Origin of the sequence: Nocardiopsis alkaliphila YIM 80379, assembly GCF_000341005.1 — a bacterium.
GTDB lineage: Bacteria > Actinomycetota > Actinomycetes > Streptosporangiales > Streptosporangiaceae > Nocardiopsis > Nocardiopsis alkaliphila.
Genome location: NZ_ANBD01000023.1, coordinates 1 through 18,140 on the forward strand (window position 1 = coordinate 1; position 18,140 = coordinate 18,140).

Annotated in this window: 9 protein-coding genes and 1 pseudogene; 5 read left to right on the plus strand and 5 right to left on the minus strand. The window is 68.4% G+C overall.

Annotation, left to right across the window (positions count from 1 at the left end; all coding sequences use genetic code 11):
* On the plus strand, positions 1-1,768 hold a 1,768-nt coding region (locus D472_RS0102725; RefSeq protein ID WP_017602971.1), incomplete at its 5' end, for a calcineurin-like phosphoesterase C-terminal domain-containing protein.
* A 395-nt stretch (positions 1,769-2,163) separates the two neighbouring features.
* Positions 2,164-3,606 (plus strand): amidohydrolase family protein, encoded by a 1,443-nt coding sequence (locus D472_RS0102730; protein ID WP_017602972.1) that lies wholly within the window; start codon positions 2,164-2,166, stop codon positions 3,604-3,606.
* 156 nt (positions 3,607-3,762) lie between these two features.
* Here D472_RS0102730 and D472_RS0102735 read toward each other — a convergent pair whose 3' ends face one another.
* The 5 genes and pseudogenes from D472_RS0102735 to D472_RS0102755 form a co-directional block, all read right to left on the minus strand.
* Complete coding sequence (locus tag D472_RS0102735; RefSeq protein ID WP_017602973.1) at positions 3,763-4,746, minus strand: LLM class flavin-dependent oxidoreductase; 984 nt, start codon at positions 4,744-4,746, stop codon at positions 3,763-3,765.
* A 233-nt stretch (positions 4,747-4,979) separates the two neighbouring features.
* Positions 4,980-5,915 (minus strand): VOC family protein, encoded by a 936-nt coding sequence (locus tag D472_RS24670; protein ID WP_239642896.1) that lies wholly within the window; start codon positions 5,913-5,915, stop codon positions 4,980-4,982.
* A 98-nt stretch (positions 5,916-6,013) separates the two neighbouring features.
* A pseudogene (locus tag D472_RS26570) lies at positions 6,014-8,528 on the minus strand (MMPL family transporter).
* Positions 8,529-8,570: 42 nt separating this feature from the next.
* Complete coding sequence (locus D472_RS0102750) at positions 8,571-9,266, minus strand: TetR/AcrR family transcriptional regulator (protein WP_017602975.1); 696 nt, start codon at positions 9,264-9,266, stop codon at positions 8,571-8,573.
* Positions 9,267-9,406: 140 nt separating this feature from the next.
* Positions 9,407-10,237, minus strand: coding sequence for a siderophore-interacting protein (locus D472_RS0102755; RefSeq protein ID WP_017602976.1), 831 nt, complete (start codon positions 10,235-10,237; stop codon positions 9,407-9,409).
* A 478-nt stretch (positions 10,238-10,715) separates the two neighbouring features.
* Between D472_RS0102755 and D472_RS0102760 the strand changes: the two genes are divergently transcribed.
* From D472_RS0102760 to D472_RS0102770, 3 genes are all read left to right on the plus strand, one after another.
* On the plus strand, positions 10,716-16,178 hold the full coding sequence (locus D472_RS0102760; protein WP_017602977.1) for an ATP-binding protein: 5,463 nt from the start codon (positions 10,716-10,718) through the stop codon (positions 16,176-16,178).
* 404 nt (positions 16,179-16,582) lie between these two features.
* Complete coding sequence (locus D472_RS0102765; RefSeq protein ID WP_017602978.1) at positions 16,583-16,930, plus strand: DUF3817 domain-containing protein; 348 nt, start codon at positions 16,583-16,585, stop codon at positions 16,928-16,930.
* Between the two features lie 260 nt (positions 16,931-17,190).
* Positions 17,191-17,994 (plus strand): peptidoglycan recognition protein family protein, encoded by an 804-nt coding sequence (locus D472_RS0102770; RefSeq protein WP_017602979.1) that lies wholly within the window; start codon positions 17,191-17,193, stop codon positions 17,992-17,994.
* The last annotated feature ends 146 nt before the right edge of the window (positions 17,995-18,140 follow it).

Consider the following 18,140-nt stretch of genomic DNA (forward strand, 5'->3'; position numbering starts at 1 on the left):
CCCGACCACGGCGTCACCATCGACGGGATCATCCGTCTATCGCGGTGGCATCGAGGTCGTCCCCGCCTCGGCCGACTCCGATGATTCGGTACTGACCGGCAGAGTGTTCGTCGACAAAAATCAGAACGGCGTCAGCGACCGTGGTGAGCGTGGCCTGTCCGACGTCATGGTCACCAACGGTCGTGACGTGGTGCGGACCGACAGCAGGGGCCATTACCGGCTGCCCGCCTTCGACAACATGACCGTGTCGATCACCCAGCCCTCGGGCTACCAGGTGCCGCTGGACGAGTACAACATCCCCCAGTTCCACTACAACCACCTGCCCGAGGGCTCCCCCGACCTGCGCTACGGCGGGATCGAGCCCACCGGCCCGCTGCCCTCCGAGATCAACTTCCCCCTCGTACGGAGCCAGGCAACGGCCGCTGCTTCGCAGAGCTGCGTCATCGCCGGTGACCTGCAGACCTACGACGAGCAGGAGATCGAGTACGCGCGCGCCGGTGCCATCAAGGACCTGGCCGAGCGCGACGACTACGCCGGCTGCGGCACGCTGTTCGTGGGCGACGTCGTGGGTGACGACCTGTCGCTCTACCCCGACGTCAAGGAGCTGGTCCGCCAGACCAACGGGCCGGCCCGTTTCCTGCCGGGCAACCACGACCTGGACTTCGACGCACCGAACGCCGAGCACTCCTTCGACACCTTCCGTGCACAGTTGGCTCCGGCGTACTACTCCTTCGACGTCGGCGACGCGCACGTCATCGCACTGAACACCGTCGACTATCCGTGTACCGCGGGCCCTGACAGCCCCGAGGGCATCGAGTCGCGTTGCGCCGACCCCCAGGACAAGCCGGCCTACAACGGGCGCCTGGACGAGGACCAGCTCACCTGGCTCCAAAACGACCTGAACAACGTCGACCGTGACAAGCTCATCGTGCTCGCCGGTCACATCGGTCTGCTCAACTACGCCGACGAGAGTTCCCCGGTGCACCAGGTCGACCAGGTCGTGCGGGTGCACGAGATGCTGCGGGGCCGCCAGGCCGTGGCACTGGCCGGTCACAGTCACAGCATCGAGAACCTGAAGGCCGGCGACGACGTCAAGGGCTGGCGCGACCTCTTCGGCGTCCAAGGGCTTCCCTTCCCGCACATCACCGTGGGCGCTATCTCGGGTGACTGGTACTCCGGTCAGATCGGGGAGAGGGGTTACCCGACGGCGATCGGCCGTGACGGTGGGCGTCCTGGCCTGGTGACACTGGACATCGAGGGCAACCGGTTCCAGGAGCGCTACACCGTCACCGGTGAGTCCGACGACGTGCAGACACAGCTGGGGATCAACAGCCCGACCTACCGTGAGTGGTACGAGCGCAACGCCGATCGTGTCGGCCGGGCCCCCGAGCCGGACGACCTCTTGGTGCTCGACCGCACCGACCTGACCAAGGGCAGCTGGCTGACGACCAATTTCTTCCTCGGCTCCACCGGGTCCAGGGTCCAGGTGAGCATCGACGGCGAGCCGGCCGGGCAGGCCACGCGTACCCAGCGGTTGGAGGGTGAGAGCCCCAACGTGGGCGCCGAGTACTCCGACCCGTACGCGGTCTCCCAGCAGTTGGTCCACGGCGGCAGCCTCGCCGACCGGACGATGCACCTGTGGCGATTCGACCTACCCGAGGACCTCGACGCCGGCACGCACACCGCCGAGGTGACCGCGACCGACTCCTACGGCCGCGCGTTCACCGACGTCTTGGAGTTCGAGGTCGTGGAGGAGAAGAACCTGTAACCGAGCCCTGTGGCAAGGGCCGCCACCCACCGCTGGAACGCGAGCCGTGGGTGGCGGCCCTTCGTGCTCTTGGGGTGCGCGGGCATCGGCCCTTCGAGCCCGGGCTCGCCGAGAGGGACGGGCTCGGCGACGTTTCTTGCCACGAGGTTCCTCGGTCAAAGCGGGAAGGGCCTCCGAACCCCGATTTCCAGGTCTATTTGACAGACGTTGGAGAAAATTCGACAGTGAAATTCGAGTCGGTGCCCACAGAACGGACTTTGGTCCGCACAGCACGTGGAAGCACGAGGACACCCCCGAAAAGACCACGACCCGTGTGGGCACTCGACCGGTGAGACCACGCACGGCGACGGCGTGGAAAAGGCGCCGTCAGGCAGTAGATCAAGTGAGGAGCCCTCGTGACCACGACCGGCGACGCCCCCTTCGACCGTCCCGTGGTGCTGCGCGGCGGCACCGTTTTGACCATGGACGCCGCTCGCACGGTCCTGACCGACACCGACGTACTGGTGGTCGATGACCGCATCGCCGAAGTGGGGCGCCACCTGGCGGTTCCCCAAGGCACCACGGAGATCGACGCCGGCGGCGGTGTGGTCATGCCCGGCATGATCGACACCCACCGGCACATGTGGCAGACCGCCATGCGCGGCTACGGTGCCGATTGGACACTGACGCAGTACTTCGTCTGGTACTACCTGGAACACGGCGTGCGCTTTCGCCCCGAGGACGTGCACGCGGGCAATACCCTGGCCGCGTTGGAGGCCTTGGAAGCCGGGGTCACCACCGTCGTGGACTGGTCACACGGGCTACGGACCCCCGACCACGCCGACGCCGCCGCCGACGCCCTGCTCAACGCCCCCGGCCGGTACGTCTTGGCCTACGGCAACATCCAGCAGGCACCCGCGGAATGGACCGCCACCCCCGAGTTCCGCGCCTTCGTCGAGCGTCACCGTGACAACGACCGGCTAGGCCTTCAGGTCGCCTTCGACGTCACCGGCGACCCGGACTTTCCCGAACGCCCCGCCTTCGAGGTCGCCCGCGAACTGGGGCTGGCGGTGACCACCCACGCCGGGGTGTGGGGCGCCACCGGCGACAACGGCATCAAGCTCATGTACGAGAACGGGTTCATGGGACCCGAGACCGTCTACGTGCACGCCGCTTCCCTGTCCGAGGACTCCTACCAGCGCATCGCCGCCACCGGTGGCTCGGTGTCGGTGTCCACCGAGAGCGAGCAGAGCGCCGGACAGGGGTACCCGCCCACCTGGAAGTTGCGGGCGTACGACATCCCGGTCTCCCTTTCCATGGACACCAGCGTGTGGTGGAGTGGTGACCTGTTCAGCGCCATGCGCGCCACCTTGGGCGCCGACCGTTCCCGTGAACACCTGGAGGCCCAGTCCAGGGGTGAGACGGTGACCCACTCCGCGCTGCGCGCTCCGCAGGTGGTGGAGTGGGCGACCCGGGGCGGAGCCACGGTGCTGGGCCGCGATGATCTGGGACGGATCGTCCCCGGGGCCAAGGCCGACCTGGTGCTGATCCGCAACGACCACTCCCCGGTCTCGTTCCCCCTGCTCAACCCGTACGGGCACGTGGTCTTTCAGGCCCAGCGCGGTGACGTGCACACGGTTCTGGTCGATGGGCGGGTGGTCAAGTACGAGCACCGGCTGGTGGGTGTGGACCTGGAAGCGGTGCGCCGGGACATCGATGCCACCGTCGAGCATCTGCGTTCGGCCGTGGGCGAGACCGAATGGGCGGCCGGCATGAGCCCCGACGTCCCCGAGTCCAAGGTGCTGGACAACCCCTACACCTACACCGAGTTCCGGGATTCGAGCACCCGCGGACGCTGAGCGAAGGAGCGGGTCGGCGCCGGGGTGGGCCGGCGCCGACCCGGTCGATGAGGCCCTGGCCCGAGGGCTGGACGTGATCCGATCCTTGCGGCCACAACGGCCCACGATGACGCCGGCCGAGATGGCCGCGGAGGCCGGACCGCTCGGCTTCCCGGCTCAGAACCAGCTCTGGGCGAGCAATCGCAGCGATCGGTCCCGCGCCGCCGGATCGTAGGTGTAGGTGACGGTGATCAACTCGTCGGCACCGGTGCGCTCCACGAACTCCTCCAGCTGTGTCTTGACCCTGCGCGGGGAACCCACGGCCTTGATCCGCAGCATGGGGTTGTTCCCTCCTCCTTGGCCGACGAGCGTCTCCGGGTCCACCGGAGGCTGGATCTTACGGCGCTTCCCATGCCGAATGTCGAGGAACATCTGCTCGACCACGGTGAACTCCCGCTGCGCCTCCTCGTCCGTGTCCGCCACGAGGACGTTGATCCCGGCCATGACGTAGGGTTTTTCGATCCGAGCGGTGGGTGCTTCGGTGGAGAACGCCTCCCGGTACACCTGGATGGCCTCGTCGAGTTGGTCCGGGGCGAAGTGCGAGGCGACCGAGAAGGGCAGACCCAACTGGCCGGCGATGGACGCGCCGTTGACCGTCGATCCCAGCACCCAGATGGGCACCTCGGTCCCGCTGGAGACCGCGGAAACGATCGGCGAGCTGTGCGCGGTTCCGGTCCGGCCGAACCATCCTTGCAGGTCATAGATGCTCTGGGCGAAGGCCTGCGGTTCGGCCGAGGATCGACTCAGCGCTTGGGCGGTCATCATGTCCGTCCCCGGGGCCCGCCCCAGGCCCAGGTCGATCCGATCCCCGTGCATGTTGGCCAGGGTCCCGTACTGTTCGGCCACCATGAGTGGAGCGTGGTTGGGCAACATCACACCACCCGACCCCACCCGGATCCGCTCCGTGACCGTGGCCGCCTGGGAGATGAGCAGCGAAGTGGCGCTGGCGGCGAGGTTGGCGGTGTTGTGATGCTCGGCGAACCAGAGCCGGTCGAAGCCCAGCCGATCAGCGAGGCGGGCCGATTCCATCGAGGCGGCGATGGCCTCCCGTGCGGTGGACCCCTCGGAGATGGGGAGCAGGTCGAGAATGCTCAAGGGCACAGACAACGTCGGCGTTTCCTTATGTTCGAGGAAGCGGGTGTGTATACCGGTCACAGCCACCGACGGCCACGGTTGTATTCCGTTGCTCGGCCCCCGCGTGCGTCACATCCGGCCTCGGGTACGTGCTCTGGCGCGATGCGAAGGGTTCTCCAAGAGCGGACCCCAAGGACCGGGCCGCCTCGGATCGAGACGGCCCGGTGGCGTGCCGGGCCCGGGGAGGCCGGCTCAGGTGTTCAGGTGGGTGGTTCCTCGCCCGCGCCCTGGCCGGTGTCGTCGCCCTCGCTGACCGCCATGACCGTGCCCTCGGGATCTTGGAAGGCGCCGAAGCGCCTCCCTCCCCTGTCCGCGAGGGGGGTGACCACCGTGCCACCGAGCTGGGCGACCCGGCTCAGGACGGCTTCGACGTCGGTGACGGCGAAGTCCACGCTCCACTGCGGGACGGTGTCGGCCAGGGTCTCGGCGGGGACCGCGAAAACCCTGGCGACGCCATCGGAGAGATCCCGGTCGGTACGGCCGCCCAGCTCTTGGAGGAAGCGCCCGTAGCCGGGAAGGCACACCCACAGGGACTCCTCGTCCTCTTCCCCGAGCTCCGTTTCCTGGGTTCGCCAGCCGAAGACCTCGCCGTAGAAGGTGGCGGCGGCCTCGGGATCGGAGGTGGTCAGATTGCTGAAGTTCCAGGCACCGGGGGTCCCGAGCAGGTGGGCGCCGCCGTTGCCACGCGCCTCCCACAGGCCGAAGACGGCGCCCGTGGGGTCGGCGCACAGCGCGGTGCGGGCCAGTCCTTCGGTGTCGGTGGGCTCGTCCAGGACGGCGCCCCCGGCCGAACGCACCCGTTCGGCGGCGGCGTCGGCCTCTTCCACCCGCATGTAGGTGGTCCAACGAGCCGTGGTCGGTGGTGTGGAGGTCAGGGTTCCCAGACCCGCGACGTCCCCCTCATGGCCGGGGATGTGGGCCGTGAGGTAGGGGCCGGGTGTGGTCTCCTCGTACCGCCAACCGAGGAGTTCTCCGTAGAAGGCGGCCGATCGACGCGGGTCCGCGGTGGTCAGTTCGGCCCAGCAAGGAGCTCCCGTCGGATACCGGGCCTGCCCGTTCTCGCTCATGCCGCCCTCCTTGGAGTGCTCGGTGTCCTTGTCGCTCTTCCCGATCGAAGACGATTCCGAACGTGACACGGTCACACCTTTGTCTCGGGCGAAGTCGAACGTGAAAGGGCCCGGCGGGGCCTCGTCGATGTTCCGGGGCGCCCCGCCGGGCCACATCCCTCAAGGGATCAGAGCCTGCCGGAGTCGACCTCGGACTCCTGCGCGCCCTCCTTGGCCGGGGCCTGGTCCCCCGCGACCTCGACCGGGTGTCCTGCGTGGGCGCGTTCCAGGGCCGAGCCCTCCACGTCGATGTCGGGCAGGATCCGGTCCAGCCACTTGGGCAGCCACCAGGCACCGTCCCCGGCCAGGTGCATCAGCGCGGGGATGAGCAGCATACGGACCATGAACGCGTCCAGCAGCACACCGAAGGCGAGCCCGAAGCCGATCGAGCTGATCATCGTCATCTCGGAGAAGATGAACCCGCCGAAGACCGAGATCATGATGATCGCGGCGGCGGTGACCACCGAGCGGCCGGCCCGGAAGCCCTGTGCCACGGCGAGCCGGGCGGGTGCGCCGTGCACGTAGGCCTCGCGCATGCCCGTGCCGATGAAGAGCATGTAGTCCATGGCCAGGCCGAACAGGATTCCCACCACGATCGTGGGCAGGAAGCTCAGCACCGGTCCGGGTTCGGCCAGTCCGATCAGGCCGCTGAGCCAACCCCACTGGTAGACGGCGACCACACCGCCCAGGGCCGCGAAGTAGGACAGGATGAAGCCGAGCGTGGCCACCACCGGTACGAAGATCGACCGGAACACCAGTAGCAGGATGACCAGGGCCAGGCCCACCACCACGGTCAGGTAGGTCGGTAGGGAGTCGGCGATCTTCTCGGAGATGTCGATGTTGCCGCTGGCCATACCGGCGACGCCGAGCGGCGGGTCGCCGGGNCTCCATGTCGCGCAGCGTGTGGACCAGTTCCTCGGTGGACTCGCTGGAGGGACCTTCCACCGGCTCGACCTGGAAGGTGGCGATGGTGTGGTCGTCGGAGATTCCGATGGGCGCCACGCCCTCGACCTCGTCCAGGGCGTGGATGGCGTCGGCGACCTCGTACTGGTACTGCTCCGCGTTGGCCTCGGCCTCTTCGTCGTTGGGACCACCGGGCAGGTCGGCGATGACCAGGAGGGGGCCGTTCTGCCCTTCACCGAACTTCTCGGCGATGATGCTGAAGGCCCGGTACTGGGTGGAGTCGACCGCCTGTGAGGAACCGTCGGGCAGGCCCTGACGCAGGTCGAGGGCGGGCAGGGCGATGACCCCCAGGACGATGATCGCGATGGCGGCCCGGACGATCGCCTGGATGTTGGACATCGGCTTGAGCTCGGTGACCGCGTGGGCGCCCGCGGTGGCCTGGCCGTTGCTCGACGGGGCCTGAAGGCGGGCGCGTTCGCGCTTGGACAGGATGCGCACGCCCACCAGGCTCAGCAGTGCCGGGATCAGGGTCACGGCGACGAGCACGGCGATGGCGATGGCAATGGCGCCGACGCTGCCCATGAGGCCGAGGAAGCCGATACCGGTGAGGTTCAGGCCCAGCAGGGCGATGAGTACGGTGGCACCCGCGAAGACCACGGCGTTACCGGCGGTGCCGTTGGCCAATCCGATGGATTCGGACAGCTCCATGCGCTGCTTGAGTTGGCGCCGGTGCCGGTTGACGATGAACAGGGCGTAGTCGATGCCCACCGCCAGGCCGAGCATGAGGCCCAGGATCGGAGTGATGTCGGCGATCTCCAGGACACCGGACAGCGACATGGTGGTGAGGGTGGCGATGCCCACGCCGATGAGGGCGGTGAGGATCGGCAGTCCGGCGCCGATGAGGGTGCCGAGCATGACCACCAGGACGATGCCGGCCACGATCACGCCGATGACCTCGGCTTTGCTGACCAGGCTGGGCAGCTCCATGGCGATGTCGTCGGCGAAGTCGACGGTGGCGCCGGGCACCGGGTCGCTTTCGAAGGTGGAGATGACGGCGTCGCGGGTCTCCTGGGCGACCTCTTCCTGGGCGGCGGTGAAGGAGACCATGACCAGGGCGGTAGTGCCGTCGTCGGAGACGGTTTCGACGCTGGAGGCCATTTCCATCAGGGCCTCGCCCCGTTCGAGCCGTTCCTCCTCTTCCTCCAGGGTCTCCAGGCCCCGGTCGATCTCCGCCTGTTGGGCGTCGAGTCCTTCCTCGAGCTGGTCGAGCATTCCGGCGGCCTCTGCCTGGGCGCGGCCCTCGTCGAGCTGTTCTTGGCCGTCCTCGATCTCGGCGCGGGCGTCGTCGATCTGTTCGCGGCCGTCCTCGATCTGTTCGACCTGTTCGGCGCGTTCGTCCTCGGTCGCGAACGGGTCGACGACGCTTTCGACACCGTCGATGTCGGCGGCGCGTTCGATGTTCTCGCCGATGGCCTCCTTCTGGTCGCGGGTGAAGGCCTCACCGCTCTCGGTCTGGTAGACGATCGTGCCCGATCCACCGCCCATACCGTCGAACTCCGCGCGAAGGCGCTGGTTGACCTCGTCGGTGGGCGTGCCGGGAATGGAGAATCCGTCCTCCAATTCCCCGGAGAAAAGGAAGAAGGCGCCGGTGGCCGCCACCAGGAGAGCGAGCCAGATCGCGATGACGCTGCGGGCGCGTCGTGCCGAGGCACGCCCGAGTCTGTAGAGAAGTTCAGCCATGGTTTTTCTGCGCAGAGGTGGGTTGTGGTCGCGCGGATGCGCTCAGGACAGGTGGGTCTTGGAGGCCAGGGCCTCGAAGCCGTCGCGGTAGACGTTGATCATGCGGGCGAGCAGTTCGTCCCATAGACGGCGGGACTCGGGTGTGGCGACCCCGCCGGTGGCGTGGATCCAGTGCCGGAACACGGCCAGGGCACCGCCGACCAGGGCACCGCACATCAAGTCGACCTCCAGGCGGTCGGCCCGGGGGTGGTGACGCAGGGCGATGGCGGAGATCCGGGTGCCCAGGTCGGTGATGGCGCGCTCGAAGAACACGGCCTGGCGAGGCTCGAGTTCACGTCGACCGGCACCGAAGATCTGGACGGGTTCGCCGTCCTGGTCCTGGAAGATACGGGTGAGTTCGGTGATCGGGGTGACCAGGTCGGTGGCGCGCAGGGCGGTGGCGACCCGGTCGAACATCGAGGCGCCGTCACTCTCCTCGAGGAGGTTGGCGTCGACATGGTCCAAGACGACCCCGAGCATTTCGCGGAACACCTCGAGGGTGATGTCGTCCACCGTCTTGAAGTGGTTGAACACAGTGCGACGGGAGACGTCGGCCCTCGTGGCGAGCTGCTCGACGGTGAATTCGGTGCCGCCGATCTCGGTCATCAGCGCCGCGGCGGCGTCGATGATGGCGCGCCGGTGTCGTGCCTTGAGGGCTTCACGCCGGTCGGGCACGGCGGTGCGTCTGCGGTTTGCCATGGGGTACAGATTAGGGAATTGGATGCACTCCGTGCAACGTAGCACTGAGTGCACCGTGTCACAGCAGACCTTGGGAGGGGCCTGGCAGCACAAAGAAGCCCCCGGAGAGGGCTCCGAGGGCGAACGATCGACAGCGAGGCTCAGCTCCGCTTGGCGCGGCGGCCCACCCGCCAGTAGGCGCAGAACTGCACGCCGCTCTTGGGAACGCCCGCGGCCAAGGCCAGGGAACGCGCGGCCAAGACGAAAGCGGCCTCGCCGACGACGTACACGCAGGTGTCGGGGGTGAGGGTGCGAAGACGTAGAATCTCCAGGGCCGAATCCCCCACGCTTTGGCCCTGCGTACGCACCGTCCATGTCGGGTGGGCTCCGGGCAGTTCACGGCGGTCACCCGCGTCGGGCACCTCTAGGACGTAGTCGCAGGGGGCCCCGGCCAAGGAACGCGCGATGGCCTCCACGCCGGGCAATCCGCTCTCGTCGGCCACCACCAGGACCGGCCCGGTGTGGCCTTCGGTGTTGAAGATGCGCCCTTGGTCGAGCACACCGACCCGATCGCCCGGACGTGCCTGCAGGGCCCAGCGGGCGGCCACACCCTCGACCTCTCCGGTGGCGACGCAGCGGTGGATGACGAAGTCGACGTCGACTTCCCAGGTGTGACCCGCCCGGCGAGCGTCGCGGATGGTGTAGTTGCGCACCACCGGTCGATGCGACTCCTCCATGGCCAGCAAGCGGGAATACCAGCCCTCCGCGCCGCCCACGGGGAGGTCGAGGGTACCGCTCGGGGCGGGCAGGAACAGTCGGAACCACTGATCGAAGCCCAAGGGTTCGAAGTCCTCCTCGAACCCGTCTCCGGTGCCGCGCAGGGTGACACGGGCAAAACCCGGATAGGGGCGCGAGGTGGCGTGCACGACCATGGTGCGAACCGAGGCGGCCCGGGGGTGGACGGGGCGGAAATCGGAGAGCTGCTGAGCCATGGGGGCCTCCTCTTTCGGGGCGGGCGGTCGGAAGGGAGCGCCCTCGACCGGCGAGGACGGAGGTGTCGCGGGCATGGGGACAGGGCTCCCGGAAGGAACCGGCGACCCTGGACTCCGCGAAGGTTAGACTAACCTAAGTCGACCTTGTTCGGCCAGGGCTCAGCGCCACGTTCCCACCACCCCCATCGAACACGCCCCGACTCACCCAGGGCGTTCGAGGCCGATCTTGTAAGGTCCCCACAGTCGGCCCTGGACCAGGGTGAGGTCGGCAAGACGCCCACATGGGGTTCGAGCACTCCACGGTCGTTCCACCACCTTGGGACCGGAAGTGTTTTTGGTCGTTTCCCACAACGGAAACCCACCAAGATGCGTTGGATGCGGCATGGCGGAACCGGCCCCTGAGACGAGAAGGTGGAGACCGCCGGGGCCTCATTCTCGCCGCGCGCACAACATTGGACCTACAGAAGGGCTCATTCGGGTGTTCAGTCGTGTCGCCATCGTGAACCGTGGTGAGGCAGCCATGCGTCTCATCCACGCCGTCCGGGACATCGCCGCCGAGAGCGGAACACCGATCGAGACCGTCGCCCTGCACACCGACGTCGACCGTTCGGCCGCGTTCGTGCGCGAGGCGGACCTGGCCTACGATCTGGGTCCGGCCACCGCTCGCCCCTACCTGAACCTGGAGCTGCTGGAGCGCGCCCTGGTCGAGTCGGGCGCCGACGCCGCCTGGGTGGGTTGGGGCTTCGTCGCCGAGGACCCGGCCTTCGCTCAGCTGTGCGAACGCATCGGGGTCACGTTCGTGGGACCCGACGCCGAGGCCATGCGCAAACTCGGCGACAAGATCGGCGCCAAGCTGATCGCCGAAGAGGTCGGCGTCCCGGTCGCCCCATGGAGCCGTGGCCCCGTGGCCACCCTCGAAGAGGCCCTGGCCGCGGGTGAGCGGATCGGCTACCCGTTGATGCTCAAGGCCACCGCGGGCGGTGGCGGGCGCGGCATCCGGGTGGTCAACGACGGTGCCGAACTCACCGACGCCTACGAACGCACCAGCCAGGAGGCCCAGCGCGCCTTCGGTAGCGGCGTGGTCTTCCTGGAGCGCCTGGTCACCGGCGCCCGACACGTCGAAGTGCAGGTCATCGCCGACGGCCAGGGCACCGCCTGGGCCCTGGGCGTACGTGACTGCTCGGTACAACGCCGCAACCAGAAGGTCATCGAGGAATCGGCCTCCCCCCTGCTGAGCCCGGAACAGACCCGGGAGTTGAAGGCCTCCGCCGAGCGCTTGGCCATCGCGGTGGACTATCGCGGCGCCGCCACCGTGGAGTTCCTCTACCACCCCCAGGAGAAGCTGTTCGCGTTCTTGGAGGTCAACACCCGCCTTCAGGTCGAGCACCCCATCACCGAGGCCACCACCGGGTTCGACCTGGTGCGGGCCCAGCTGCACGTGGCCTCCGGCGGCAGGCTGGAAGGCGAGCCACCGGCGGAGCGCGGGCACGCGGTGGAGGCCCGGCTCAACGCCGAGGACCCCGACCGCGACTTCGCCCCCTCCCCTGGGCGCATCGCGCGCTTGGACCTGCCCGCCGGTCCGGGCGTGCGCGTGGACACCGGTGTGACCGAGGGCGACACCATCCCCGCCGACTTCGACTCCATGATCGCCAAGATCATCGCCTATGGGCACGACCGAGAGCAGGCGATGGCCCGTCTTCGCCGGGCGATGCGCGAGACCACCGTCATCATCGAGGGCGGTGCCACCAACAAGAGCTTCGTACTGGACCTGTTGGACCGCCCCGAGGTCATCGACGCCACCGCCGACACCGGGTGGATCGACCGGATCCGCGCCGAGGGCGGGCTCGTGTCGCACCGGCACTCCGCGGTGGCCCTGGCCGCCGCCGCCATCGAGGCCTACGAGGAGGAGGAACGGGTCGAGCGCCGGCGTCTGTTCTCGACCGCGTTCGGCGGGCGCCCCCAGGTACAGCACGAGAGCGGGCGCCCCCTGGACCTGAAGTTGCGCGGGGTCGGCTACCGGGTTCGGGTGGCCCGCGTGGGCACGGACCGCTTTCGAGTGGGTGTGGCGGTCGATGAGAACACGCGCATCGCCGACGTGGAACTGGAACGCTTCGACTCCCACACCGGCCGCATCACCGTCAACGGCACCCGCTACCACCTGCTCATCGGCACCCACGGCCCGATCCACCTGGTGGAGGTGAACGGTGTGGCCCACCGGGTCAGCCTGGACGAGGGCGGCGTGCTGCGCTCGCCCACGCCCGCGCTGGTGGTCGCCACTCCGGTGGAGGTGGGCAGCGAGGTCGAGGCCGGCGCTCCCGTGCTGGTCCTGGAGAGCATGAAGATGGAGACGGTGATGCGCGCACCGTTCCGGGCACGCCTGAAGGAGTGCTCCGTCAGCGTGGGCGGCCAAGTCGAGACCGGTGCCCCGCTGCTGCGCCTGGAACCGCTGGCCGACACCGAGGAGGAAAGCGAGGCGACCGCCGAACCGGTCGAGATCGACCTGCCCGCACCGTCCGAGGACGTGCCGACCACCGAACTGATCACACGAGGCCAAGAGGGCCTGCGCGCCCTGCTACTGGGCTTCGACCCCGACCCGCACGATGAGCGCCGTGTACTGGACGGCTACCTGTCCGCCCGTAGCGCCGCCGCCGATGCGGGTCACCGTCCCCTGTCCGCCGAGCTGGCCCTCATCGGCCTGTTCGCCGACCTCACCGAGCTGAGTCGCAACCGCCCCGTCGGCGAGGACGACCTCGGCGACACCCACGTGCACAGCCCTCGCGAGTACCTGCACACCTATCTACAGAGCCTGGACGTGGAGCGTGCCGGGCTGCCCGAATCGTTCCAGACCAAGCTCTCACGAGCCCTGTCCCACTACGGGATCACCGACCTGGAGCACACCCCCGAACTGGAAGCGGCCCTCTTCCGCATCTTTTTGGCCCAGCAGCGCGCCACCACCGACGCCGTGATCATCACCAGCCTGCTGCGCGCCTGGCTGGAGGAGGCACCGCCCGGCACGGAGCTGCGTGAACCCGTCGGATTGGCCTTGGAGCGGCTGGTGGCCGCCACCCAGGTGCGTTTCCCAGCCGTGGCCGACCTGGCCCGGGGCGTGGTGTTCGCCTGGTTCGGCCAGCCCATGTTGCGGCGGCACCGCGCCCGTGCCTACGCCGACGTGCGCCGTCACCTGCGCCACCTGGACCAGAACCCGGACTCACCCGAGCGCGCCGAGCGAATCGCGTCCATGGTGCGCACCACCGAACCACTCGTACGTCTACTGGGCCAGCGTCTGGTGCGCGAGGACCTGGACGACACGGTGCTGCTGGAGGTGCTCACTCGCCGCTACTACGGCAACAAGGGCCTCACCGACGTGCGTACCGTGCACGCGAACGACTGCACGTACGTGGTGGCCGAACGCGAGGGCACGCGCCTGGTCTCCACCGCGGTGGGCTTCGAGGGATTGGGCGCCGCGCTGCGCGGCCTCGCCGACCAGGCGGACGGCGACCAGCCGGTGGACGCCGACGTCTACCTGGCCTGGGAGAAGCAGCCCGAGGACTTCGACGCGAAGGCCGCCGTCCTACAACAGGCGGTGGACCTGCATCCCATGCCCACCGGTGTGCGTCGTTTGACCACCACCGTCGCCGGTCGCGACGGCGCGGTGATGCACCACCACTTCACGTTCCGTTCCTCCCCCGGCGGGATGGTCGAGGATCGGCTCATCCGAGGTCTACACCCGCACATCGCCGAGCGCATGCAGATGCAGCGGTGGAACCGGTTCGACCTGACACGTCTGCCATCCGCCGACGAGGAGGTGTACCTGTTCCGGGCGGTGGCCCAGGAGAACCCCTCCGACGACCGTCTGGTCGCCTTCACCCAGATCCGTGACCTGACCGAACTGCGCGACCACGAGGGCCGGCTGGTCTCCCTGCCCACCGCGGAGAACACCATCGCCACCTGTGTGGACTCGATCCGTCGCGCCCAGGCCGACCGTCCGGCCCGCAAACGATTCAACACCAACCGGATCGTGCTGTACGTGTGGCCGCCGGCCGACATCACCGACGACGAACTTCGGGCGCTCGGGCGACGGGTACTGCCCACGACCGCCGGCGCCGGACTGGAGGAGATCCTCTTCATCGCCCGTAGGCGCGAGGCGCGCACCGGCGAGCTGGTCAAGACGGCGGTGCGCGTGGTCTTCGACGCCACCGGCACCCCCAACATGGAGGTCGGTGAACCCTCGCTGGAGCCGGTCGAGCCCATCGACGACTACCGGCAGAAGGTACTGCGCGCGGGCAGCCGCAACACCGTCTACCCCTACGAACTCACCGACCTGTTGGGCGACTTCGCCGAGCACGACCTGGACGAGCGCCACACGCTGGTTCCGGTGGAACGACCCAAGGGCCGCAACAGCGCGGCGATCGTCGCCGGCGTGGTCACCACCAGGACCCGACGTCACCCACGGGGCATGAGCCGGGTGGTACTGCTGGGCGACCCGACCAAGTCGCTGGGCGCCCTGTCGGAGGCCGAGTGCCGCCGAGTGATCGCGGCGTTGGACCTGGCCGAGCGGATGGGGGTCCCGCTGGAGTGGTACGCACTGTCCGCGGGCGCCCGCATCTCCATGGAGTCGGGCACCGAGAACATGGACTGGGTGGCCGCGGCGCTCAAGCGCATCGTGGAGTTCACCCAGGACGGCGGTGAGATCAACATCGTCGTCGCGGGCATCAACGTCGGCGCACAGCCGTACTGGAACGCCGAGGCGACGATGCTCATGCACACCAAGGGCATCCTGGTGATGACTCCGGACTCGGCGATGGTGCTCACCGGCAAGCAATCGCTGGACTTCTCCGGTGGTGTGTCCGCCGAGGACAACCACGGCATCGGTGGCTACGACCGGGTGATGGGCCCCAACGGACAGGCCCAGTACTGGGCGCCCAACCTGATCGCCGCCCGTGACATCCTCATGGCGCACTACGACCACACCTACATCGCGCCGGGTGAGTCCACACCGCGCCGGGCCCAGACCTGCGACCCCGTGGATCGGGACATCTCGACCTTCCCGCACGTGGTGGAGGGCAGCGACTTCACCACCGTCGGCGAGATCTTCTCCACCGAGGCCAACCCCGACCGCAAGAAACCCTTCGACATCCGGACCGTGATGCGGGCGCTGGCCGACCAGGACCACCCGGTACTGGAACGTTGGGCGGGCATGGCCGACGCCGACACCGCCGCGGTGCAGGACGTGCACTTGGGCGGCATCCCCGTGTGTCTGTTGGGGATCGAGTCGCGGTCGGTGCCACGGCGTGGTTTCCCTCCGGCCGACGGCCCCGACACCTACACGGCGGGCACCTTGTTCCCACAATCGTCGAAGAAGGCGGCGCGGGCGATCAACGCGGCCAGCGGCAACCGGCCGTTGGTGGTGTTGGCCAACCTGTCGGGCTTCGACGGGTCGCCCGAGTCCATGCGCAAGCTCCAGCTGGAGTACGGCGCGGAGATCGGTCGGGCGATCGTGAACTTCCGTGGGCCCATCGTGTTCTGCGTGATCTCCCGGTACCACGGTGGTGCCTTCGTGGTGTTCTCCAAGGCGCTCAACCCGAATATGACGGTGCTGGCGTTGGAGGGTTCGTTCGCCTCGGTGCTGGGCGGCGCCCCGGCGGCCGCCGTGGTCTTCGCCGGTGAGGTGAACGCCCGTACCTCGGCCGACCCGCGGGTCCAGGAGCTGGAGGGCCGCACGGCCGAGGCCTCGGGGGCCGACCGTGCCGCGCTCATCGCCGAGCTGGAGGAGGTGCGCGCCTCGGTACGTTCGGAGAAGCTGGGCGAGGTGGCCACGGAGTTCGACCGGGTGCACAGTATCCGGCGGGCCGTCGAGGTGGGTTCGGTGGACGCGGTGATCAGCGCCGCCGAGATGCGTCCGCGTGTCATCGAGGCCATCGAGGCCCACCAGAACGCCTAGGGCGCACACGGCGATGGGCCCACCGAGTGCTCGGTGGGCCCATCGCTTGTGTTGTGAAGGATCGGTGCGGCGGTCGCCTCACGGCGGATGGCACAACAAGGCTCCTGCCACCTCGGGGGTGCGGTATTCCCTGAAGGCTTCGGTTAGAGCCCGGGGGACACTTGCTACCGCACCGATCCGTCTGGTGTAACGGGCTCGCCCCCGCCGCTATTTCCGATCCCCGGATCGAATTCTCTTCCGATCGGTCCACACCCCGTCAGGAAGAATCATCCTGATCGTGTCGGCCTCCCCACACCGGCGATTCCAGGAGCCACCCTGGGAACGGGCATCGGTCAGGGTGCCCTAACCTGTGTGGGGCCCGCCCCCGTGGCCCTCCCGAGCAGCGACGACACCGAGGAACCGCGTTGAGCTTCAACTCTTTGACCGCCCTGGCCTTCCGAGTGGTGGCCGTATTCGAGGCCTTCACCTGGGCCGGCCTGTTGGTGGGCATGTACTTCAAGTACCTGGGCGGCGGCAGCGAACTGGGGGTACAGATCTTCGGTCCGCTGCACGGCGGGGCGTTCGTCGTCTATGGGATCGTCACTCTGGTCGCCGCCTACCGGCTGCGTTGGGGTGCCTGGCCGACTCTGGTCGCCCTGGCCGCGTCGGTCCCCCCGCTGGGCACCCTGCCCGCGGACTGGTGGCTGCACCGGACCGGGCGTTTGGACCCCGAGCGCGGTGAGACCGCCCAGGAGCGGCAGCCGGTGGGCTGATCCTTGATGGCAAGACCATCCCCCAGGGGTCGCGGTGCTCTCGCGGCCCTTTCTCTTTTGCGCACAAAGCCCGGCCCGAGCCACAGGAGCCCCAGAGTGCACTCTGGTACCTGAGGAACCATCTTCCGCCAAGGGGCGTAAATAGTTTACATTCTGGCCGATGTCGGACAACGGAAATTTTCCAAGGGCCCTTTGCTCGCGGGGTGGGGTCGTGTTCAGGTGTGGACTGGCAAGTGACCCCCACCCAGAAGGGCTCCCCTATGTCCTCCCACCATGGACCGGCCCGTCGCACACTCTTGCAGGGAGCGGCCGTAGTCTCCGGCGCGGCACTGCTCACGGGCACCGGCTCGATCACCGCGCGCGCCCAGACCCGGGCCACCACCGTCGAACCGGGAATGTACTTTCGCGCGGACTGGAACGCCCGCCCCCCATCGAGCCCCGTCCAGGTCTTGGCCACGCCACCCGACTACGTGGTGGTCCACCACACCGCGACCCCCAACAGCACCGACTACTCCGAGGCCCACGCCTTGGCCCTGTCCAGATCCATCCAGAACTTCCACATGGACGGCAATGGCTGGGCGGACGCCGGCCAGCAGTTCACCATCAGTCGCGGTGGCCACCTGATGGAGGGACGCGACCGCGCCGTTCCGGCCGTGCGCGAGGGCAGCCACTGTGTGGGCGCGCACGTGGCCGACAACAACAGCACCTGCGTGGGCATCGAGAACGAGGGCACCTACATGGACGTAGGGCCCACCCAGGCCCTCACCGACAAGCTCGTCGAAACCCTGGCCTGGCTGTGCGGTGCCTACGGGCTCGACCCACAGACCGCCATCCTGGGGCACCGGGACTTCAACGCCACCGCCTGCCCCGGTGACGTGCTGTACGCCCGACTACCGGACCTTCGCAACGCGGTGAGCGGGCTACTGGTCGCCCAAGGTGTGGAGATCGGTCGTCGCCCGATCTCGATCTCGGACGGTCCCACCTATCCGCCCGTACCCGAGAACGAGCCCCGGCGGAAGTTCTTCCACGGTCCCGGCCGAGGCTCCGACGACTTCACCCGCTGACCATCGCGAGGACGATTCCCCGTTCATCGTCCAGCGATGCCCGATAGGGGGTGGTGCTCTTGCCGGATGGAGCACCACCCCCTTTCCACCCCCCGGCACGGCTGTCTTCGACGAAGGACACCAGGCCGTACCTCCTCCCTTGGTCA